The sequence below is a fragment of the Methanoculleus sp. UBA413 genome (assembly GCF_002502935.1).
In the GTDB taxonomy this organism is placed as follows: domain Archaea; phylum Halobacteriota; class Methanomicrobia; order Methanomicrobiales; family Methanoculleaceae; genus Methanoculleus; species Methanoculleus bourgensis.
Genome location: NZ_DAQR01000117.1, coordinates 28,481 through 49,568 on the forward strand (window position 1 = coordinate 28,481; position 21,088 = coordinate 49,568).

The following is a 21,088-nucleotide window of genomic DNA, read 5'->3' on the forward strand; positions in this document are numbered from 1 at the left end:
CGGAGCTGGAGTTTATGAAGTATCAATGTTCACGCTCCTGGAACAGGGCTTCCTTTGGACCCCCGAGAGTGATGTCTACCGCAGTCCACTGCCCGGGCCGCCCCAGAAAAACCCGGGGTCCGGTCTACCCTGGGTCATCGTGTCACCGTATTTCGAAAATTTTGATGCGTGAGATGTAACGTCAATAACCATACGTAAAGACGGCAATATGACCTCACGCGAAGCCGCGAAGGGTTCCGGTTGGGAGGAGCTACACAGGCTTCGCGTCTTCGCGAACTTCCGCGTAAGGCGATACTGCATAGGCAGAATTAGATGAAATGCTTCACTAGTAGAGCCTTGCATCTTATTTTACGGGTTCTGGTGCAGATCACCAGCCTCTTGTGGAAAGCCACGCGGGAGAACGCGAAGGGGGTGTGGGGCGTTCATGAGGCAGAGCGAGAGGCTGTACGCAGGAAAACACTCCCTTTCCCCCATACAGAAGCCCTGGTTTGGGCAGTTACCGCGGCGCAGCGAATATCACCACAGGGGGCTGCCGGGACCTCCACAGCCGGTCAGCGTCTCAGATAGAACGCCTGTCGATATATAGCATCATGCGGTTTATCGGGTTCCCCGGCGGCCCGGATCACTCGTCCTTCTTCCCGTTTGAGAGCGGGAAATACTGCTGGTAGACCCGTTTGCGCTCCTCGAGGTCCGTGTGCAGGTAAATCTCGGTCGTCTTGATGGAGGAGTGTCCCAGGTTCTCCTGCACGACGCGGAGGTTCTTTGACCGCCGGTAGAGTTCACTTGCGTAGGAATGCCTGATTTTATGCGGCGTAATCCCGTCCGGGGCGTTTTCTTTGAAGATGTGCTGGACGGTTCGCGGCGAGATGTGGTTTCCCTGTTGGCCTACGAAGAGCGGCCCCTCAATCTTGTTGCCGATGAACTCGTCGATATCCTCGAGGGTCTCTTCGTCGACGAAGACAGTCCGTATCTTGTCGCCCTTCCCCTTCACCCGGATCGTCTGCTCCTCAAAGTCAATATCTTCAACGTTAATCGCACAGAGTTCTGAGACGCGGACGCCGGTGGCGTAGATCAGGCGGACGATCAGTCTGTTCCGCTTGTCCTCGATAGACCGAATCAGGCGGATTACCTGGCTGTGCTTGAGATATTTCAGCTCCTGGTTCTTGATCCGCGGCCGCTCCACCCCAAGCAGGGGGTTTGCGACCACAACTCCCTGGGTGTAGAGGTAGCGGTAGAAGGAGGAGAGCGTCGATATCATCCGGTGCAGGGTCTTTGGCTTGTACTCTCGTCTTTCCGTGATGTATGAGAAGAAGTCGGTGACGAGGGCCGAAGAGACGTTGACATCCGCATCCAGCGGGGCATTGTCGAGCTCCTCCTCGTCAAACGGGTCCCGGCCAGCCTGCTGCCTGACCCCGGCGTACCTGGCGAAGCGCTGGATGGTCTGCTCGTACTTTTTGATGGTCCGCGGCGAGTAATTCCGCATCCTGAGGTAACTGCTGAAGCGATCCAGCCATTCCGGGAAGAGCGTGTTTTCCATTGGTTAATAAGTAGAATAGCGAAGCATATCAAAATTGCGGTAAATCACTATTCCCCGCAATAGGGATTTGACCCGCGAAATCCCTGCCGGACCCCGTATCATCCACGGGGCCCGGCCCCTGCCAGAATACCTGCTCCGGGTGCTGCCTGGTACTGAATACCTTGTGCGAGCGAACCGGAATCTCATACCGGCCCCGAAAAAAGAGTATTCTGGTGATGCAGGAGGTATTGGTGTTAGGAGGTATTGGGGCTGCCCTCCCGGGTGGGCGGGAGGCAGACCCTGATGTATATGTTCTCCTCTGAGTATATGAACCCCATACCGTGCGGTGTGAAAGTGAACGGCGTGGGGTTATCGCCGGTCCTATGCGGGCTGGAGGGGGCGCCCATATATAAATGATCGCCCCAGAGGGGCGTAGATGCCCGATCACCTCTTCTTGCATGTGTTCATACGTGAAGGAGGGCGATCCGCGCTTAAACGCATGATATAGGGGTCCAAAAATTAGGTGGTTTCCGGGGATCTGTTTGGAGGACCGGCCCTGCACATTGGTAGTGGAGCAATTGCATCCAATATTTCCATGCGGTGGTTGCGTCACGCGGAAGAGCGTGGAAGGGCACTATACCATTCAGCAACCGAACTTCGCGTCCTTCGCTGGAGAGCAATGGGTGGTGTCGCTCCCACGCATCAGGACCCGCAACATAAGGTGAGGTGGTCTAGTAGTTGGCCATTTCATCTTATTTTTACGGGTTCTGGTACGGAACGCCGGCCTCTCAAACGACCATGAAACGACTAATTCCCCGGGCTCCCTGGGCGGTGGGCCGTGGTGGGAATCGTCCCCCTCCCACAAGTCGGACCCGGGGCACAAACAGAGCCATGATCCCTCAGTTGCCAAACCGGCGATCTCTCCATAGGAAATTTCGACGAAATGCTCCGATAGTGAAGCGATTGCGTCGAATATCTCCATGTGGACGTCCCTGGTTTGGGTAATCGGGAGTCCTCTGCCGAATTCGCGGTCGCATCAACGGGGAAAGCACGCCGGAGAGAAGGTCCCTCCATGGTCCGCTGCCCGGGGCGAGCCTGGGGGAGTAGGTCGCTTTCATGCGTACAGCATGAGGATCTGGCTCATGAGTTTTTTGCACCCCTTCGCGTGAGACCATCCTGCATCTCCGCACCCCCGGACCTGCCTTCCCCGGCCTACTCCCCTGGAATTCTGGTATTACGCCCCCGGCGATATGGAATCTGACCAAATGTCCTGCCTGGGCCCGGGAACAAAGAGGCAGGTATAAACCATATGATGCTATATTTACAAAGGGCAGGTCGGACTCCGTAGCAGACGCCGTTCCATCTCCTGTAGATTGAAATACCAAAACCAACAAGAGGATATGCAAAATGGAAGAGCCTGATTATCGCAACGACCCAAACAAGTACCAGAAATTCAAGAAAGTTGACGGCGCCACCTATCGGCGGGTCAACCAGTTCCTGCGCAAACACACCCACATCACCGCCCGCGAGTGGGCGATTGCACGTCTCTGCGCGGACTTTCGGACCACCAGCGGCTCGGAGATGACGTTCATCGGCGAAAACCTCCCCGACCTCTGCCCGTTCATGGTCGACACCTACACACCGCAGGCGGTCAACCAGGCGAGGAGCTCGTTCAAGAAGAAGGTGAAGAAGGCGGGAGCTACATTCTTCTACGGCGCCATGTGCGGCTTCTTCACCGCCGAAGAACTCGATGAGATCCTCTTCGAGGCGAGCGAAGTCGCCCGGTTCCTGCTGGAGGTCGAAGGCACAAGCCTGACCATCGACGACGAGATCGAGATCGAGGACCGCATTACCGAGGTGATGCGGGGTGTGGCCGAGGCTGCGTCGGTCGTCCTGAAGACCAGGCCCGGCCAGGAGGGAAATGAGGACCCATGAAGATCATCCAGATAGTAGGTCGTTCAAACTCCGGAAAGACCACATTCATAAAGCGCCTGATCCCGGCGCTCTCAGCGCACGGGACCGTCGGAGCGGTCAAGCACCTGGGGCACCACGGCTTTACGCTCGAGCCCGGAAAGGATACGACTATATTCTATGAATCGCATGCCGCTATATCAAGCGGCGTCGACGACGACAAGTCGGTCATCGTCAGGCGCGAGAACGACCTCGACTCCACCCTGGAGGTCCTCTGCAACGCCGGGATCGACTACGCTATACTTGAGGGGTTCAAGTCCCGGCTGTTCCCAAGGATCGTGATAGGCGACCTCGAGAGTGAGAACGTCGTCCTCCGCAACCCCTCGGTCGACGATGTGATCGCCGCACTCCCAGAGTTCGAGGATTACTACACTGTTGAGGGGCTGGTCAGGGAACTGAAACGCGAGTACGGCGTCTCGCATGCCGGGGCCGTCCTCACGTTCAATGGAATCGTCAGGGAATGGACCGGCACCGAACGGACCGAGTACCTGGAGTTCGATGAGACCGTCGACGCCCTGACGGAGAGCCTCAGGCGGGAGATCGAGGCCGTCCCCGGGATCATCGGCGCACGGTTCCACCACCGGAAAGGCCGGCTCTATGCCGGGGAGGATATAACCTATGTTGCTATACTCGCAGAGCACAGAGAGGAGGCGTTCGCTGCAGCCGGCAGGGCGATCGACCGACTGAAGCGGGAACTGCACGACGTGGAGAAGTGACTGATATGGGAAACAAAAAACAGATGTTTGGAACGAACGGCGTCCGCGGCGTGGTCGGGGAGATGATGACGCCGACCCTCGTCCTCAAGATCGGCGCCGCGCTCGGATCGATGCGGAACGGCACCATCGCCGTCGGCAGGGACACAAGGACGTCCGGCGAAGCCCTGGCCCACGCCCTCAAGGCCGGGCTCCTGATGACCGGGTGCGATGTGGTGGACATGGGCATCCTCCCCACGCCGGCCCTGCAGTACATCATAAAGACCGATGACCGGTTTGCCGGCGGCGCGATGATCACCGCGTCCCACAACCCCCCCGAGTACAACGGTGTCAAGATCATCGAGGCCGACGGCACTGAGATGGCTGACGATGAGATCATCAGGCTCGAAGACCGGTTCTTCGCCGGCGAGTTCGACGCGGCCGCCTGGGACGGCGTCGGCACAGAGACCGCCGCACCCGACCGGCTCGAGGAGTATATCCAGGCAGTCGTGGGGCACTTCCCGGCAGGCATCGGCAAGGGCATGACCGTCGTCGTCGACCCCGGTTCCGGCCCCGCGGCCCTCACCACACCCGTCATCCTCGAGAGGATGGGCTGCCGGGTCCATACCATCAACGCCCGGCTCGACGGCACCTTCCCGGGCCGGATGCCTGAACCGACCCCCGAAGGGCTGCAGCCCCTCTCGGAGATGGTCATCGCCACAGGTGCCGACTTCGGGGTGGCACACGACGGCGACGCCGACCGGGCGGTCTTCGTTGATAACAAAGGACGCTATATAGAAGAGAACTATGAGTTCGGCCTGATCGAGGACTACGTCTGCAGCAGGAACCGCGGCGGGCTCGTCGTCACCCCGGTCGCCACCTCCCGGTTGATCCGGGACATTGCCGGGAAGCACGGGTGCACCGTCGACTACACCCCCGTCGGGAGCATCTACGTCGCAAGGCGGATGATCGAGCTCATCGGGCAGGGGAAGAACGTCTCCTTCGGCGGCGAAGGAAACGGCGGCCTGATCTATCCCGACCACCAGTTCTGCCGGGACGGGGGCATGACCGCCGCAATGATGGTAGCGGTTCTTGCAAGCCATAATGGGAGAGACCTCTCTGGCATCATCGACGAACTCCCGGTCTACCACCTGGTCAAGGAGAAGTATCACGCCCCTGACCCGGCCGCGCTGGTCCGTGCCGTCGAGGAAGCGCTCCCGGGAGAGACCATTGAGAAGATCGACGGTATCAAGATCATCAGGGACGACGCCTGGGCGCTGGTGCGGGCGTCGGGCACGGAACCGATGATCAGGATCATGATCGAGTCGAAGGACCCGGGCGTCGCTGATACCATGTACCGGGAGATCATGCAGGTGGTCAGGCAGGCCTGATCCCCCGTCTGCACAGGTGAAACCCACCCCACATTAAGTGTTCCATTCACGGTGATGCGAAGGGCACCTACCTTCCCCCATATTTCACGCATTTGTGAGGATCTCTCAAAATTCCATCAAAGAACGCTCTTGCGGGAACGGAGCAACCTATATATAGGATGATCGATATGCATGATACAGAACCTGCTGGAGAGCGGTGATCAAAATGAATGGGAAACCACAGATGAAACAAAAGATAACCTCCGCCATCTCTTCCGGTGATCCGCGTGAGGTTGAGAAGATTGTTTTAGACATCTCAGAGACGCGGACGAGGAAAGAGAAGAAATCCCTCTACGAGCAGATGAACGCAGCCCTGATAAAGGCAGCATTCGAGGAGAACCAGCCGGAACTCTTAAGCCAGCTCGTCGAACCGACAAAAGAAGAAGTTTTCGACCTCGCACGGCGCGTTACCGGACTCTACCGTGAAACTAAGGATGAAGCGTGGTTCTCCGCAATATTTACCCTGGTGGACAAACTCGACCGCAAGAGCCACCAGTCCGACATCCTCGCTGAAGTATCCCGGGACCTGGTCCAGGCCGGGGTCGATACCGGGGACATCCACTATATCGGGAAAGGAGAGGAGACCTTTAACCAGATCAGCATCCGTAAATACCGCTCGGCAATCCTCTCTGATATCATCCCGCTCTTCATCCAGTACGGACAGAAATACCAGAACGTCGATATCATGCAGCACGCTCTCCAGGCGCTCTCCGAGATCGGCGATATATCAAAACAATCACAACTCCACGCCGATGTGGCCCGGGCGATCGCCGCCTCCGGCATCGGGGCAGGCGACATCCACCTGGTGGTCAGCGGTATTTTAAGCGCCACCGAGATCGACCAGAAGATCCGGCGCACCAACTCGATCGCCGACATCGTGGACGCCGCCTGGAAGTCTTCGCTGAAGAAGGAGATCTCCGATATCGAGCAGATCATAGACTCTCTCTCCGGGATCCCGGAAGAGCGGCTCACCGAGGTCCTCGCGATCCTGACCGAGCACCTCCTCGACCGCCAGCGGGACAAGAAACAGGTCTACACCAGACTGCTCAGGCTCGACGACGAGAAACCCTGGGCAGGCCAGACCCTTGTCCTCGAACTCCTGAAGAAAGCGGAGCGCAGCGGGGAGCGATGGTACCTGGAGAAGGCGTTTGAGTTCAACGCCCGGAGCACGGTGGAGACCCAGCTCCCCATCGAGGAGATCGTCCTCTCCGGCATTGCGGTCGTCGAGAAGAGCGGCAACCCGACCATCCTCCTTGATATCGCGCCGCTGATCGACGAATCCTGCGATGTTGCGAAGGCGGCTCAGCTCTACCGGCAGATCACCGACGCACTCTCCCGGATGGGCGACTTCTACCACGCAATCGAGGTCATGAAGAAGGCCAGCACCACCGCCCAGAGGATCAATGCCCAGTTTTTCGATACCAGTGTCCGCCTGATCAAGGAAGGTATCCGGCGTGACGAGACCGGACTCGTCCGCGAGAACATCCTTGCCGCACTGGAGATCGATATCGCTGACTCGCTGGTACACCAGGCGGTGACCGACTTCTGCAAGGAGTACGACTTTGATGAAGTCGTCGGGCACATACCAGCGATAAAGGAACTTGCCGGGTCGCACCAGGCACAGGATACCCTGCTGCTTGAGTGCAACACCATCCTGATCGAGCGGGGGTTCGTCCGCCAGAAAGACCCGTCCGGCCTCGTGAGCCTGGTAAGCCAGATCGAGGACCAGACCCTGCGCGAGCAGGCCATCTCGGCGATCGTCGTCGAGATGGCACGGATCGGCGTCGCCCGGAAAGACCGGGACCTCCTCCGGCGTGCGACCGCGCTCACCTGCGAGATCATGGACCAGCAGGCGCGGGCCGAGGCACTGGGCGGCATCGTGGACCAGGCGGCCGTGCTCGCTGTGGAGGACGGCGACCTCGACCTCCTCCACGGTATGCGGGTCCTCTCCGCGTCCCTGCTGGAACCGGACTACTGTCTCTTTGCGATGGGCAAGGTGATCCACGGCCTGATCATGTACGGGATCGAGCAGCTCTCGCTCCGGGCGCTCGACGAGGCGACCCAGATTCTCGCCCAGATCACCGACCCGTCACTGCAGCGGCAGCTTGTGGACCCCCTCATCGAGGGCTACGTCCGGGTCGGGAGCCTGCAGGCGGCAGACCAGCTCTCCCGCGGCGGTGCCCGGGTCTTTGAAGGCATGATGGAACCCTTCGAGATCGCGCTCGACCTCCTCAAGATCAGCACCCCGCGCGAGGAGATCTCGATCAAGATAGCAAGTTACGTCGACATCATGCTCGAGTACACCCAGGTCTACGCAAGCCCGATCTTTGCCGTCCCGATGGCTCTCCTCTCCCTGGAGATTGAGGGTGAGTACGAGCGGACCGCCATGATCCAGCGGATCCTCACCTTCTTCACCGAGTATGTCAGGGAGTTTGACTCGGCCGACCCCTATGAGGTGATGGCCTACCTGCTGGAGGGGATCGAGGGGGCGACGGCAGCACCGCAGGTGCTTGAACTGATGTACCGCCTCTTCGAGCACACCGGTGACGTCTACTCCCGATATTCAGGTATGTACCGGATCGTGAGCGCCTACTCGGCTCTCGAAAACGTTGAGCGGGCTGAGGAGATCATCAGGAGGCTACATGAGACCATCGGCACCATCACCGAGCCATCCATCCACGCGATCATGCTCTCCGACCTTGCCGGGCTCATGGCCGGGATCGACCACGTTGCTGCCAGAACCTACCTCAACGAGGCCCAGGAGATGCTTGAGTTCGTCGACCCGGAGCGGGAGGCGTTCGTCAGGAAGAACCTGATCTACGCCGCAAGGAACCTCAACGCGGTCAACCGGCAGGAGACGGATGTCGATTGGGCGGTTGAGCAGGTCGGCAGGATCGAGGACCCCGTGGAGTACGTGGACGCCCTGGCGGCGGTCTTTGACATGATCAGCGAGCCTGCCCAGAGAAAGGAGATCCTCTCGGCCATGTGCCATACCGTGGTGAGCGTCCCCTCCCCCTATATCCGGCTCTCGATGCTCTTTGACGTGGCGCGGTTCGCTGAGAACTACGGCGACGAAGAGGAGATAGATGAACTGCTGGAGGGTATGGAGAAGACTGCCGGAAGCATCCAGATCCCGTTCATCACCGCCATGACACGGCAGCGCATGTCCCGGATGCTCTTCTCGTTCTACCGGAAGACCGGGAAGCCGGCCGTCCAGCAGCGGGCTATCGATGTCGTCTCTACCATCGACGATGACCGGATCCGTTACAGCATGATGGTCCAGCTCGAGCAGGCGATGCCCCAGTCCTGGAAGAATACGGTCTTTGGCAGGATCCTCGACTGCCGCGAGAAGATCCGGCGCGGCGAGTACACCACAAAAGACATGGTCGCGCTCGACCGGACCATCAGGGCGGCACCTGACCGGGCAAAACGGGCGATCTACTACACCGAGCTCTTCCTCATCGCCAGGAACGCGGGGCAGCATGAACTTGCGGACCGGATGCTCCTCTGCGCGCTCGACGAGGCGCGGATCATCAGGCCGCTCTCCCGGCGGGCTTTCGTGCTTGGGGATATGGCGTGCCGGATATACGCGGAGCGTTACGAGGACCGGTCCAGGGAGATCCTTGACATGGCCGTGAGCGAGGCCCTCAACATCCGCGACACGGCGGTCCGGGACGAGGTATACGACGAACTGGATATGTCCATACGGGTCGTCCAGGAGCACTGGCTGTGAAGACGATCGAGATCAGGATCTCGGGAAGGGTGCAGGGTGTCGGGTTTCGTGCATGTGCAAGGAAGATCGCCACCAACCTCGGCATCGTCGGCGAGGTCATGAACCTCCCTGACGGGAAGGTGCTCATCACCGCAACCGGCGAACCCATCGTCCTGGATAAGTTCGCGTCCATGCTCTACGGGTGCCCCCGGGTTGTCATCAGGGATCTCTCCCTGAAGGAGATCCCTCTCGCCCGCTTCCCCGAGTTTACGATCCAGCGGGGCGCCTACCAGTACAGCACGTGAAACTCGGCGTTCGTGAGAAGCGCGTCCCGCAGGATCTGCACCTGTGTATCGATCCGGGACTGGTCGATAGAGTCGCGGAGCGCCTGCACGAGCCGGGTTGAGAGGGTTGCGTCAAGGTAACATCTCTTTTCGCTGCACTCGTAGTCTTTCTCCGAGATCTCCTCCCCGGCAAACCTGATGACGGTGCGGTCCACCATCACAGTTTTCTGCGGTTCGATGAGGTCGTAGACGAGACTCCCGGCCCCCTCGTGGAGCATGCCGAGATCGGGATCGAGATAGGCGCCGACCAGGGAGACGCAGCAGTTGCCGTAGAGCATCGCGTATCCAAGCGAGAACATGGCGTTGACCGGGTCGCGGTAAGGGCGGTTCGTCCGGCGGCGGAACCCGAGTTCCGGCGGGAGCGTGCGGGAGAGGATCTCGTAGTACATATCGCCGGTCAGGCGGGAGAGCCTCCGCAGTCCCTCCATGGTGACCGAGACCGCGAGTTCCTCCCGGGCCTGGTAGAGGAAGTCGAGTTCCCCGGTGTAGAAGATATCCTGCCCGGTGCGGTCACAGAGTTCCTCGAGGAGGAGAAGTTTCGACTGCAGGCCTGCTGTTGCGAGCGGCTGGGCGAACCGGTGGGGGGCGGCCCGTTCCTGGGCGGTGCGCACCCCGCTCTCCGGCCGGTAGCCGTAGGGGTTGAGGTAGCCGACGGGCGTGCCGTCGATATCAAAGAAGGTAATGACAGCGCCGGCTTTGAGGAGGTTTGTCACCGCCGAGGTGTGCAGGGTATGGCCGCCGACGACCAGGAGGTGTTTCACCGCCTGGAGCGGGTAACGCCGGGTGGTGCTCCCGTGCGCGATGACCAGTTCCTGTGTCGTCGCCTTGATATGCCCCCCGTAGCCGAAGACCGGGAGCCAGGGTTGCGTCGCTGTCATCCTATCACTCTGGAAAGGAGTAGTGGGCGTTTTTTGGTGATTAATGCATCGAATCGGCGGCATACCGGGGGAGTGTAACGCCGCGGGCAGGCGGGGCCGGGTGCCGGCGCGCTCCGGGACTGCCACGGTGTGCCATGTCATGGGTTAACAAACCTTTTCCGCACCGACCGCCCACATAAAGGTAGATATACCCGGCGGTGTCGTCGTTTGCGAACGCAACTTCAGGCCGCCGGGAGCATTGGCAACCATATACCAGCGTGCGGTCGGCGGGGGGCTGCCCCCTCCACGGCTGGCGATATACCGATGGGATATTTATGTTCTGGAACAGGGCGATGGAGACAATCCGGCCTGAGGAACTCGCGGATCTTCAACTGAAGCGGCTGAAATGGACGCTCCGTCAGGCACAGGAAGTAGGGCTATACCAGAGAAAATTCAGGGAAGCGGGCGTCTCGCCGGACGATATCAGGACGCTTGACGATGTAGAGAAACTCCCCTTCACCTATAAACCGGAACTCCGGGCCGGGTACCCGTTCGGCCTCTTTGCGGTCCCGCTCAAGAAGGTCGTGCGGATCCACACCACCTCCGGCACGACCGGGAAGCCGACGGTCGTCGGCTACACCCGCAAGGATCTGGACAACTGGTCGGAACTGGTCGCGCGGAACATGACCATGATTGGCCTTCGGGAAGATGACATCTTCCAGAACGCGGTCAATTACGGTCTCTTCACCGGGGGTCTTGGGTTCCATTACGGCGCCGAGAAGGTCGGCATGACCGTGATCCCGAGCGCGACCGGGAACACGCGCCGCCAGATCGAGATGATCGAGGATTTCGGGGTGACCGCTATCCACTGCACGCCTAGTTACGCCCTCCACCTCTCTGAGGTGGCTGAGTCTATGGGAAAGACCCTCGATACCCTGCGGATAGGGATCTTCGGGGCCGAGCCCTGGTCGGAGAACATGCGGGCTGAACTCGAGCGACGCCTCGGGCTGAAGGCCTACGATAGTTACGGGCTCTCTGAGATGTACGGTCCCGGGGTTGCGTTTGAGTGCCCGGAGCGGAACGGGCTCCACCTCTGGCACGACTGCTACCTGGCAGAGATCATTGATCCAGAGACCTGTGAACGGCTCGCTCCCGGCGAGCGGGGGGAACTGGTCATCACACCGCTCGTCAAGGAGGCCCTGCCGCTCGTCCGCTATCGCACAGGCGATGTGACACGGCTGATCGAGGGCGAGTGCGCCTGCGGGCGCGGCCTGAGGATCGAGAGGATCACGGGCCGTAGCGACGATATGCTGGTTATCCGGGGGATCAACGTCTTCCCGTCGCAGATCGAGCACGTGCTCCGGTCTCTCCCCGAGGTCGGGGAGCAGTTCATGGTCTACGTCGACCGCGCGAAACACCTCGACGAGATGACCATCGAGGTGGAGATGACCCGGGCCGGGTTCTCCGGGGAACTCCAGGACCTCGCCCGCGTCCAGAAGAAGATTGCCGGCGAACTCCACAACACCCTCGGGCTCCGGACCGCGGTGAAACTGGTGGAGCCCGGTTCGCTGCCCAGGTTTGAGGGGAAGGCGAAGCGGGTCATCGACCGGCGGAGGATCCTGTGATGGGATGCTGGAACCACAAAGTTGAGGCGATGCCGCCTGATGAACTCCGGCAGGTTCAGTATAGGCTCGCAAAAGCGCTGATCCAGCGGGTCTACGAGACGAGCGAGTTCTACCGGCGGCGGATGAAGGAGCAGGGGGTCAGGCCCGACGATATCAGGTCGCTTGCAGATATCCGGAAACTCCCGTTCATGTACAAGCGGGACCTCCGGGACAACTACCCGGACGGGCTCTTCTGCGCGCCGAGGGATGAACTGGTCAGGTACCATGTCTCCTCCGGCACGACCGGGAAACCGACGGTCGTCGGCTACACCAGGCGCGACATCGAGAACTGGAGCGAGTCTCTGGCGCGTGCGTTCTCCTCCTGCGGTCTCGGGCGCGGGGATGTCCTCCAGGTGAGTTACGGCTACGGTCTCTTCACCGGGGGTCTTGGGGTCCACTACGGCGCCGAACGCGTCGGTGCGACCGTTCTCCCGACGAGCGTCGGGAACACCGAACGCCAGATTGAACTGATGCAGGACCTTCACACCACTGCCATCGCCTGCACCCCCTCCTACCTCCTCCACATGGGGGAGGTGGCTGAGAAGATGGGCGTCTCTATCAGGGACGACACTGATCTCCGGATCGGGATCCTGGGTGCGGAGCCCTGGTCTGAGCAGATGCGGAGCCGGATAGAGGACTGGCTCGGGATCCGCGCCTACGACATCTACGGCACGAGCGAACTCTCCGGCCCGATGTTCACCGAGTGCTCAGAGCAGCAGGGCATCCACATCTGGGGCGACCTTGCCCTTGCCGAGGTCATCGATCCAGAGACCGGTGAGGTGCTCCAGCCCGGCGAGCGGGGGGAACTGGTCGTCACCATCCTGCAGAAGGAGGCGTTCCCCATGATCAGGTATCGGGTCGGGGATATCACCATCATGGACGAAGCCCCCTGCGCCTGTGGGCGGACCCATCCGAGGATCCGGAGGATTCAGGGGCGCGTGGACGATATGCTGATCGTCCGGGGCATCAACGTCTTCCCCTCACAGGTGGAGCATGCTCTGCTTGAGATACCCGAGGTCGGCAGGCACTTCCAGATCGTCGTCGACCGGAAGGGTGCGCTTGATGCCATGCTCGTGCGGGTTGAGGTGAGCGAGGAGGCGTTCTCAGACAAGATCACTGATCTTATGATGATCAGGAAGATGGTGGAGCACCGCCTCCGGGGCTCCCTGAACGTGGGCGTGGCCGTGGAACTGGTCGAACCCGGTTCCCTTCCGCGCTTCGAAGGCAAGTCAAAGAAGGTCGTTGACAGGAGGTCATTGTAATGGAGAAATCGTATATCATCAAACAGATCTCAATCTTTTCGGAGAATCGTCCCGGGAGGCTGGCTGCTATCGCCAGCGCGCTCCGGGATGCGAAGATCAATATCTTTGCGTTCAGTATCGCCGAGGCGAACGGGTTCGGGGTCGTCAGGGCGCTTGTCGACCGCCCGGAGGATGCCCATCGGACGCTGACCGATCTCGGGTTCCGCGTCTCGTTCACCGAGGTCATCGGCGTCAAGATGCGTGACGAGCCCGGCGGCCTCTCTGAGATCGCGTCGGTCCTTGGGGATGCCGGGGTCAACATCGAGTATGCCTACGCCTACTCGGGCAAGGACGGGGCGGTCCTGATCGTGCGCGTTGACCAGGTCGAGGACGCCGTCCGGCAGCTCCTTGACCACGGCGGGGAACTCCTCAAGGCGTCTCTCTTCCGGTGACCGGGGCGGGAGCCCGGGACGCCTCCCCCTCGTCTTTCCTGAACATGTGAACCCTTCCCACAACCCGCCGGACCGGGACGACGAACGCAAGACCCATCCCCGGCTGGTCCAGTTCTGCGGCGGCGACGATCGCATCCAGCACCGCGTCGGTCCGGGCAGCTGCGACGACCGTCAGGACGATCTCTTTCTCAGGTTCGATGGCGATACCAAGAAGCGTCTTTACCTCGTGGATCCCGGTCCCGCGGCCGAGGAGAATGGTCCCTCCTTCGGCCCCGGCCCGCCGGGCCGCCGCGATCACCGGCTCAGACCAGCCTCTCCTGACAATCGTAACGATCAGTTCGTTATCATACTCGCTATTCATCGGAGTCCCACCCGTAACACGGCGATCTCCTCCGGAGCGTATCAAGGTACCTATCAACGACGGTCGCTGCCATCGAAAACAGACCGGGGCGGACGCGTCCCCTTTCCGGCTTCCGGGTAGGACCGATGGAAGTCACGATAGAGAGGGATCATGTCTCTCTTCTTTTTCATCAAGGCTCTCTGGAAGCCATATTTCAGGTGAACTACCCCCCGCTTGCGCAGGGGGCTTCCTGCGAGTGCCCGGGGACCACAGGGATCCTCGGACCTGTTTGTCGCAGATTACCGGCGAACTGTCGGTAGCCCGCCCACAGGGCATTCTGTGATAGGAACCGTACCATGATATTGACCGCACTGTTGTGGTCGCGATCGATGCAGTTCCCGCATGCACAGTCCATAACTCGTTTCCAGAGCGGCATCTCGTGAACCGCTCCGCAGACACAGCAGGTCTTCGTCGTGTACTGTTCATCGACTTTTATTACTCTCTTACCTGCAAGGGCTGCCTTGTAGGTCAAAAATCCGATGAACCGTGAGAGGTGTCCCGCGTTCTGGGTGGCGCGGTTGAGCCCGGGCGTAGCCTGCTTCGACTTCGGCATCTGCTTGACGGAGAGGTCACCAACCAGGATCGTGGCGGCCCGGGTGTTTTCCACGAGGTTCCTGCTCAGTTTGTGCTGGAAGTCGTTGAGCTGGTTGCTCCGCTTCCGCTCCATCGTCCGCTTGGCACGGTTGAGCCTCTGCCACTTCCGGCTCTTCTTCTTGCAGTGGTCCCTTCGGGCCTGCACGGCATCGATCTTTGGGTTCCAATACCTGTCCGGCCGGGCATTCCTGACTTCAAGGAACTTGCCAGAGGTGTTGACCGCGACATGCTTCGTGACCCCGAGGTCCCAGGCCTGATAGAACCCGTTGTCAACGTACTTCTGGTCCGGCTGAACCTCGTGGACGATGGAGACGTAGTACACTTTCTTCAGGTCATCGTAGAAGAGATCCACTTGTTTGACGTTGAGGAACGTCTGAACTTCGGGCAGATCGAACTCCAGCGGAACCTCGTTGTAGAAGTGCGAGAACCGGATCCGACCCCCGGCGATCGCAAACCCGCTCTGGTTGTAGCGGAGCGTGCAGAAATGATCTTTCCCCTTGAACCCCGGGGGATTGGCGTCTTCGTCGCCGTTCTGTCGGAGCGCAAAGAACGACTTGAAGTTGTCGTCCAGAGATTTGAGGGTGGTCTGCAGAACTTTGGAGTAGACCCACCGGTACTCGGGGTACTTCTTCTTCAGGTCGGGAAGGGCGTTCGCCTGCTGCACATACCCGATGTACTGCTTATCGGGCCGATCCTTGTTCTCCTGATAGTTCTGGTTTCGTTCGGCAAGAGCAAAGTTGTAGAGTAACCGGCACTTCTCGGAGAGGTGCCAGAGCACATCGGCCTGATCGGGTGTCACCTGAATCTTGATCTTCGTGGTGATGTGCATCAGAACCTCTCCTGTCGGTTATCACATGAGTAATCTCTTGTTCTTTGTTATAAAGAAGAGCCATGCGGGGTGAAAGTGAAACAAAACGAAGGGGCGCCGCTCCCATCCCCCAGCTTGCGCAGGGGGTCTTCCCGCTCTGCCCCTTCAACCCCGCAGAGATAAAATCCCTCCGATTTCGGTTTGGCATCGACCGTGATCATGCGGCACCCCACATACTGCGAGAGTCGCATGGCGATGGCCACCGTCTTCAACAACATGGCCCGACCGATACCCCGGCCTTCAAACTCCCGGTGCGTTGCCAGTCGTGCGATCTTCAGCGCCGGATAGTGGGGGTATGGATACCATTCTTCACCGTCGTTATCGCTGATCCCTTTCCTGATGATGCAGTCATTGGTGAGTGTAAAAAAACCGACGATCTGCTCTTCATATGATACGATCCGCGTGACCGACAACCGAGCGGCCTGGTTTTCGAGTGCGTCTTCGACCAGAAACTCAGTCAGATCCAGCTCTCTGCACTGGAACAATGAAACATCAATGTCTTCGGTGAGATGAGAAAAAGATAGATTATCGAAGGGTATTTTTGTGTTCAAAGTCGCATCTCACGGGCGAGTATGGCGGCTTCGCGGATCAACTCGCGGCCGTCATCAGTGTCTGTGGGGCAGTCCAGATAGCGTTGGAACCGCCGGGCGTCTTCCCCCTCCAGGACAAGCCCAAGTTCAATCGGTTTTGCCATCTCCCTTTCCTCTGAATATACTATAATATCCCAACATACATAAAATAGGTTTCCCTTGGTGCCGGATTCAATCTCTCCACCGTTCTTTATCGTCAGGATCCGGTTGATCCCGGTGAGATCTCCCGGCACGGCGGGATGTGCCGCCGGACGCTGAAAAGGATAGACATGGCCTTGAATGCCAGAATAGGTACTTCACCTCTGCATCCTTCGGTAGAGGATGCCGAGCGCCAGCACCGAGAGGATGGGTGCAAGCGCTATCAACGCGATCAGCCCGAAACCGTCGGTGACGGGGTTACGCCCCTCGATCCCGGCCGCGACCCCGACAGCGAGAGAGAGGAGGAAGGTGACCGCCATCGGGCCGGTGGCAACACCCCCTGAGTCGAACGCGATACCGATAAACTCCCGGTCCGAGAAGGGGAGAAGGAGTATAGCGATGAGGTAGCCGGGGATGAGGAAGAAGAGCAGCGGGATTGCGTAGACGAGCCGGGCCATGCCGAGCGATACAGAGACCGCGACACCGAGGGAGAGGGTGTAGAGAATGAGAGACTCCCCGATGTAGCCGCTCGATGATTCCCCAACCTGGTAGCAGAGGACCCGGACCGCAGGCTCTGCGTAGGTGACAAGGAACCCAAGGAGGAACCCGAACGGGATCAGCAGCCACCGCTGGTCGATCGCGGCGACGGCCTCCCCTATCTCCCGGCCAGCCGGGAGGAACGCGACGCTGACACCCTGCAGGAAGAGGACCATGCCGAGGAACGCGAGCAGCATGCTCTTCGCGAGGTTTGCGATGTAGACCCGGGGGAGTTTCAGGTAGAGCGCCTGGAAGACCAGGAAGAAGATGAGCAGGGGGAGGAGCGCCCCGGCAACCCCGATGATGATCCGGCCCATGCCATCCAGGAGCGCCATAAGAGTCAGGAGTAGACCACCCCCATCACCATGACGCCGAGGATGGGGCCGAGCGTCCGGCAAGGACCGCACTGACCCCGACCCCGAGGGCCATGATGACTGGGACCGTCAGCGGCCCGGTCGTCACGCCGCCGGCGTCAAACGCGATTGCCATGAAATCCGGCGGCGTGAGCGGCGCAAGGAGAAGGACTGTGCCGTATCCGGCGGCGAAGAGGTAGGCAATAGGGACCCCGAGGACGATCCTGAGGACCGCCGCGGCGACGAAGAACCCGACGCCGACCCCGATAACGATGACCCGGGGCTCCTGCGGGACGCCACCCGCGGAGACGGTATCGACTATGCCTGCAAGGACGCGGACGTCGGGCTCGGCAACGGTGGCAAGGAAGCCGAAGAGGAACGCCCCGAGGACGACCAGGACGAGCGACCCTCGGGCGGGGAGTTCGGAGCCGATCGCCTCACCAACCGGGAGGAGGCCCGCCTTCACGCCAGCGAGGAAGAGCGCGATCCCGAAGATGACCATACCGCTCCCGAGCAGGAATTGAAGGAGGTCGGACGGTGAGACCCTGAGCACGCCGACCTCGAGGATGACGATGACGAGGATGATGGGGATGACTGCCTGGAGGACCTCGGAGACCGCCTCCCTGATATCCTGCATCATGCTGCCGCTCCTCCCGGGTGGCCGGCCGGGGGGATCGGCTACTGTGTCATGAGTGCAGATAAAGACAGATCTTCGTCGATGGTCAGTGCCGCTTCTCCCATTTCAGGAGTTCCGTTACCTCGGAGAGCGTCTTTCCGCGCCGGATCTCCTCGCGAATCCGCTCCTCGGTCTTCTTCACTTCCATCGCCCGGCGTGCGATCTCGTAGGCCCGTTCCCGGGGAATCACCACAACCCCGCTCTCGTCAGCGACGATCCAGTCTCCGGGCCTGACCTCCTGCCCGCAACAGAGGATCTCGGTGTTGATCTCCCCAAATCCCTTCGGCTCACCGGCGTTCGGGGCGGTTCCCCGGGCAAAGACCGGGAACCCCATCTCCCTGATGTCGTCGACGTCTCGCACCGCGCCGTCGATCACGATCCCCACAATCCCCCGGTTCCTGGCGGAGTGGGTGGCAAGTTCCCCCCAGGGGGCGATGTGCGTCCCGCCGTCGTTGCTGATGACGAGGACGTCCCCGGGCACGGCGACGTTGATCGCCTCGACAGGTTTTGCCCAGTCCCCGGCGATGGTCCTGACCGTCACCGCCCGGCCGACCGCCTTTACCCTGCCGCAGATTGAGACAATATCGATCATGGCCCCCTTCCGGTGCATGGCGTCGGTGACGTTCGGTGCAGAGACCGCTTCCAGCAGCCGGCGGATGGCGGCTTCCGGGCTCTCCTCCTCCCGCGGCCTGATCTCGGGCCGGTCGATAGCCTCCCTGACCCGCCGCGCCGCCCCGGTCACATCGGCGGCCTTGACGATGTTCCCCCCCACAATGACGATCGAGGCCCCGGCGGCGACCGCCTCGGATGCGGTCTCTGCATCGAGCCCCCCCGCGACGGCGATGGGGATGCTCACCTCCCCGGCAAGGCGGCGGAGCAGGTCAAGCGACGACTCCCCGATCATCTGCTGGTCGATACCTACGTGGGCGTTGATGTAATCGACGCCGAGCGCCTCAAGTTCGCGGGACCGGGAGACGGGGTCCTGGACGTTGATGAGATCGGCCATGATCCGGACACCGTACTTCCGGGCCGACCTGACCGCCTCAGCGATGACGGTGTCGTCGGCGTCGCCGAGGATACAGACGATCCCGGCACCAGACTTCGCCGCCATCTCCACCTCGACCGCCCCGGTGTCGGCGACCTTCATGTCAGCGACGATCTCGTGCCCCGGGAACGCTTTCCGGAGCGTCCGCACGGCCTGCATCCCCTCGCTCTTGATCAGGGGGGTCCCGGCCTCAATCCAGTCCGCGCCACCACGGACCGCCTCTTCCGCGATCTCTACCGCACGATCGATCTCGAGGAGATCGAGGGCCACCTGGAGAGTTGGCGTTGCCATACAGTACAGTATGGCGGAGATTCTATTTATCAGGTGCCGGGCCGGGGAAACGTATATGGTGTGAGATGTCCGAGGGAACCGGCGCCCACGCTGCCCCACCGTACCCGGGAGAAGGGCGGCCGTATCGGCAGGATGTGATAGATGGATGGTTGAGATTGGCTATAAACTGGCGAGCGAAGAGCATGGGCCCCTCGACCTGGTCTCCAACGCCCGCCAGGCGGAGGATGCCGGGTTTGCGTTTGCCATGATATCGGACCACTACCACCCCTGGACAACCCGGCAAGGGGAGAGTCCGTTCGTCTGGACGGTGATCGGGGGCATATCCCAGGTGACGGCGGACCTCCGGTTGCTCACGGGCGTCACCTGCCCGACGGTCAGGATACACCCGGGTATCATCGCCCAGGCCGCGGCCACCGCAGCCGCCATGATGCCCGGGCGGTTCATCCTCGGCCTTGGATCAGGAGAGTACCTCAACGAGCATATCTTCGGCGACCGCTGGCCCCCGGCGCCGGTCAGGGTAGAGATGCTCGAGGAGGCGGTGGAGGTGATCAGGATGCTCTGGAAAGGGGGCATGCAGGATTACTACGGCTCCTTCTACACCCTGGAGAACGCAGAGGTCTTCTCGCTCCCTGAGATTCTCCCCCCGATCTACATAGCATCGGAAGGCCCGATCAGTGCCTCCCTGGCGGCGCGGGCCGGGGAGGGGTTCATCAACGCAGGCATAAACGCGGAGGAGAGCCTCGTTGTCTTCCGGAACTCCGGGGGCGGCGATAAACCGGCGTACATGGAGGTCTCGGTCTGCTGGGCGGAGAGCGAGGAGGAGGGGCAGAGAACTGCCTATGAGCAATGGCCTATCGCTGCGAACAAAGGGGAACTGAACCGGGTCATCCCCACACCGGCCCACTACGAGCAGCTGGCGGCGATGGTGACGCTGGAGGATGTGGCTGGGAACGTCCCCTGCGGTCCTGACCCCGAGGTACACATCAAAAAGATCGAAGAGCGGGTCAGGATGGGGTTTGACCACATCTGCGTCCACCAGATTGGGCACCAGCAGCAGGAGTTCATGGAGTTCTACAGGGAGAAGGTCCTGCCGCATTTCCAGTAGTGCGCGGGTCGTCGGAAGGAGATGATTTATGCCTCCTGCCGATCAAGATTACTGGAGATGAGCCCGGGAAGAGATGAGACGGATATCCGCCGGGTCTGCGCCCGCCTGCGGTCGGCAACGACCAGGGCGGAACTTGCGGAAGTCCTCTACCGGGAGGTCTCGGGCTACTCGCTCTTTGACCTCCAGGCGCTGCGGGGGAGGGTGGAGCGGGACCTCCGGTCTCTTCCTGCCGGGTACCGACAACGCCTCTACCCCCGGGTGATGGAGCAGCTCTTTGATACGCATCATGCCCTCATCTCAACAGCCCGCCGGGGCGACCTGGATGCGCTGGACGAGCCGCTTACGGGGCAGTTCCAGGAGTTCTGCGGGATGGTTGAGAAGACGTGCCTCACCCTGGAGAGCGATCCGCGTCTCAGCCTCCTCTACTATCTCCTCGCCGCCTTCAACCTCTTCGTCCTCGACCGCCCCGGCCACCCGGTGGGCACGCCATTCCCGGGGGGGTTCGAGGTCGAGGTCAGGAACGGGGAATACGTCTGCCCGGTCCGGGAGAAGGCTGACGATGTCGAGAACGCTCTATGTCCCTACTGTCCGGCAAAACAGAGTGATACGTGA

At 60.8% G+C, this 21,088-nt stretch carries 19 protein-coding genes; 10 read left to right on the forward strand and 9 right to left on the reverse strand.

Going from position 1 to position 21,088, the window contains the following annotated elements; translation table 11 throughout:
- Positions 1-622: 622 nt before the first annotated feature.
- A complete protein-coding gene (gene xerA / locus BP858_RS09885) occupies positions 623-1,537 on the reverse strand; it encodes a site-specific tyrosine recombinase/integron integrase (protein ID WP_214166793.1) in 915 nt (304 codons plus the stop codon).
- A gap of 1,386 nt (positions 1,538-2,923) precedes the next feature.
- On the opposite strand from xerA, the gene BP858_RS09890 reads away from it, so the two are divergent.
- The 5 genes from BP858_RS09890 to BP858_RS09910 all read left to right on the forward strand — a co-directional run bounded on the left by BP858_RS09890 (position 2,924) and on the right by BP858_RS09910 (position 9,626).
- Positions 2,924-3,451 carry a DUF5806 family protein gene (locus BP858_RS09890; protein WP_062263151.1) on the forward strand — a complete coding sequence of 176 codons (528 nt, stop codon included), beginning with the start codon at positions 2,924-2,926 and terminating at the stop codon, positions 3,449-3,451.
- Positions 3,448-4,203: a molybdopterin-guanine dinucleotide biosynthesis protein B gene (mobB, locus tag BP858_RS09895; protein ID WP_214166791.1), complete on the forward strand. Its 756-nt coding sequence runs from the start codon at positions 3,448-3,450 to the stop codon at positions 4,201-4,203. The genes BP858_RS09890 and mobB overlap by 4 nt, the downstream gene beginning before the upstream one ends.
- Before the next feature lie 5 nt (positions 4,204-4,208).
- Entirely contained in the window at positions 4,209-5,570 is a 1,362-nt protein-coding gene (gene glmM / locus BP858_RS09900) for a phosphoglucosamine mutase (protein ID WP_286879408.1), read from the forward strand.
- A gap of 223 nt (positions 5,571-5,793) precedes the next feature.
- Positions 5,794-9,342, forward strand: coding sequence for a hypothetical protein (locus BP858_RS09905; protein ID WP_286879409.1), 3,549 nt, complete (start codon positions 5,794-5,796; stop codon positions 9,340-9,342).
- Positions 9,339-9,626, forward strand: coding sequence for an acylphosphatase (locus BP858_RS09910; RefSeq protein WP_074175335.1), 288 nt, complete (start codon positions 9,339-9,341; stop codon positions 9,624-9,626). The genes BP858_RS09905 and BP858_RS09910 overlap by 4 nt, the downstream gene beginning before the upstream one ends.
- On the opposite strand, the gene cas1 is transcribed toward BP858_RS09910, so the two are convergent.
- Positions 9,608-10,543 (reverse strand): CRISPR-associated endonuclease Cas1, encoded by a 936-nt coding sequence (cas1, locus tag BP858_RS09915; RefSeq protein WP_074175336.1) that lies wholly within the window; start codon positions 10,541-10,543, stop codon positions 9,608-9,610. The two genes, BP858_RS09910 and cas1, sit on opposite strands and share 19 nt — an antisense overlap.
- A gap of 314 nt (positions 10,544-10,857) precedes the next feature.
- Here cas1 and BP858_RS09920 point away from each other — a divergent pair, with 314 nt between their 5' ends.
- Genes BP858_RS09920 through BP858_RS09930 form a run of 3 tightly spaced genes read left to right on the forward strand, consistent with a single transcriptional unit; the run spans position 10,858 to position 13,879 of the window.
- Positions 10,858-12,147, forward strand: coding sequence for a phenylacetate--CoA ligase family protein (locus tag BP858_RS09920; RefSeq protein WP_062263189.1), 1,290 nt, complete (start codon positions 10,858-10,860; stop codon positions 12,145-12,147).
- Positions 12,147-13,448 carry a phenylacetate--CoA ligase family protein gene (locus BP858_RS09925; protein ID WP_074175337.1) on the forward strand — a complete coding sequence of 434 codons (1,302 nt, stop codon included), beginning with the start codon at positions 12,147-12,149 and terminating at the stop codon, positions 13,446-13,448. Before BP858_RS09920 ends, BP858_RS09925 begins: the two co-directional genes overlap by 1 nt.
- A complete protein-coding gene (locus BP858_RS09930) occupies positions 13,448-13,879 on the forward strand; it encodes an ACT domain-containing protein (protein WP_014867032.1) in 432 nt (143 codons plus the stop codon). Before BP858_RS09925 ends, BP858_RS09930 begins: the two co-directional genes overlap by 1 nt.
- Here the strand turns inward: BP858_RS09930 and BP858_RS09935 are convergent.
- The 7 genes from BP858_RS09935 to hxlA form a co-directional block, all read right to left on the reverse strand.
- Entirely contained in the window at positions 13,857-14,240 is a 384-nt protein-coding gene (locus BP858_RS09935) for a P-II family nitrogen regulator (protein WP_062263195.1), read from the reverse strand. The two genes, BP858_RS09930 and BP858_RS09935, sit on opposite strands and share 23 nt — an antisense overlap.
- Positions 14,241-14,442: 202 nt before the next feature.
- Entirely contained in the window at positions 14,443-15,702 is a 1,260-nt protein-coding gene (locus BP858_RS09940) for an RNA-guided endonuclease InsQ/TnpB family protein (protein ID WP_062263198.1), read from the reverse strand.
- Between the two features lie 47 nt (positions 15,703-15,749).
- Entirely contained in the window at positions 15,750-16,292 is a 543-nt protein-coding gene (locus BP858_RS09945) for a GNAT family N-acetyltransferase (protein ID WP_074175338.1), read from the reverse strand.
- A complete protein-coding gene (locus BP858_RS09950) occupies positions 16,289-16,564 on the reverse strand; it encodes a hypothetical protein (RefSeq protein ID WP_286879410.1) in 276 nt (91 codons plus the stop codon). The genes BP858_RS09945 and BP858_RS09950 overlap by 4 nt, the downstream gene beginning before the upstream one ends.
- A 63-nt stretch (positions 16,565-16,627) precedes the next feature.
- A complete protein-coding gene (locus BP858_RS09955; RefSeq protein ID WP_286879411.1) occupies positions 16,628-17,341 on the reverse strand; it encodes a DUF1538 domain-containing protein in 714 nt (237 codons plus the stop codon).
- 25 nt (positions 17,342-17,366) lie between these two features.
- A complete protein-coding gene (locus tag BP858_RS09960; protein ID WP_157203659.1) occupies positions 17,367-17,999 on the reverse strand; it encodes a DUF1538 domain-containing protein in 633 nt (210 codons plus the stop codon).
- Between the two features lie 82 nt (positions 18,000-18,081).
- Positions 18,082-19,371, reverse strand: a complete 1,290-nt coding sequence (gene hxlA / locus BP858_RS09965; protein WP_074175339.1) for a 3-hexulose-6-phosphate synthase — start codon at positions 19,369-19,371, stop codon at positions 18,082-18,084.
- 145 nt (positions 19,372-19,516) lie between these two features.
- Between hxlA and BP858_RS09970 the strand changes: the two genes are divergently transcribed.
- The gene (locus BP858_RS09970) at positions 19,517-20,476 is read left to right on the forward strand and encodes a TIGR03557 family F420-dependent LLM class oxidoreductase (RefSeq protein WP_286879412.1); all 960 of its coding nucleotides are present in this window, start codon (positions 19,517-19,519) and stop codon (positions 20,474-20,476) included.
- Positions 20,477-20,533: 57 nt separating this feature from the next.
- Positions 20,534-21,088, forward strand: a complete 555-nt coding sequence (locus BP858_RS09975; RefSeq protein WP_062263212.1) for a DUF2115 domain-containing protein — start codon at positions 20,534-20,536, stop codon at positions 21,086-21,088.

Coding starts and splice junctions, on each gene's coding strand:
- xerA (WP_214166793.1), bottom strand. CDS start 1,537: ATGGAAAACACGCTCTTCCCGGAATGGCTGGATCGCTTCAGCAGTTAC.
- BP858_RS09890 (WP_062263151.1), top strand. CDS start 2,924: ATGGAAGAGCCTGATTATCGCAACGACCCAAACAAGTACCAGAAATTC.
- mobB (WP_214166791.1), top strand. CDS start 3,448: ATGAAGATCATCCAGATAGTAGGTCGTTCAAACTCCGGAAAGACCACA.
- glmM (WP_286879408.1), top strand. CDS start 4,209: ATGGGAAACAAAAAACAGATGTTTGGAACGAACGGCGTCCGCGGCGTG.
- BP858_RS09905 (WP_286879409.1), top strand. CDS start 5,794: ATGAAACAAAAGATAACCTCCGCCATCTCTTCCGGTGATCCGCGTGAG.
- cas1 (WP_074175336.1), bottom strand. CDS start 10,543: ATGACAGCGACGCAACCCTGGCTCCCGGTCTTCGGCTACGGGGGGCAT.
- BP858_RS09920 (WP_062263189.1), top strand. CDS start 10,858: ATGTTCTGGAACAGGGCGATGGAGACAATCCGGCCTGAGGAACTCGCG.
- BP858_RS09925 (WP_074175337.1), top strand. CDS start 12,147: ATGGGATGCTGGAACCACAAAGTTGAGGCGATGCCGCCTGATGAACTC.
- BP858_RS09930 (WP_014867032.1), top strand. CDS start 13,448: ATGGAGAAATCGTATATCATCAAACAGATCTCAATCTTTTCGGAGAAT.
- BP858_RS09935 (WP_062263195.1), bottom strand. CDS start 14,240: ATGAATAGCGAGTATGATAACGAACTGATCGTTACGATTGTCAGGAGA.
- BP858_RS09940 (WP_062263198.1), bottom strand. CDS start 15,702: ATGCACATCACCACGAAGATCAAGATTCAGGTGACACCCGATCAGGCC.
- BP858_RS09955 (WP_286879411.1), bottom strand. CDS start 17,341: ATGGCGCTCCTGGATGGCATGGGCCGGATCATCATCGGGGTTGCCGGG.
- BP858_RS09960 (WP_157203659.1), bottom strand. CDS start 17,999: ATGATGCAGGATATCAGGGAGGCGGTCTCCGAGGTCCTCCAGGCAGTC.
- hxlA (WP_074175339.1), bottom strand. CDS start 19,371: ATGGCAACGCCAACTCTCCAGGTGGCCCTCGATCTCCTCGAGATCGAT.
- BP858_RS09970 (WP_286879412.1), top strand. CDS start 19,517: ATGGTTGAGATTGGCTATAAACTGGCGAGCGAAGAGCATGGGCCCCTC.
- BP858_RS09975 (WP_062263212.1), top strand. CDS start 20,534: ATGAGCCCGGGAAGAGATGAGACGGATATCCGCCGGGTCTGCGCCCGC.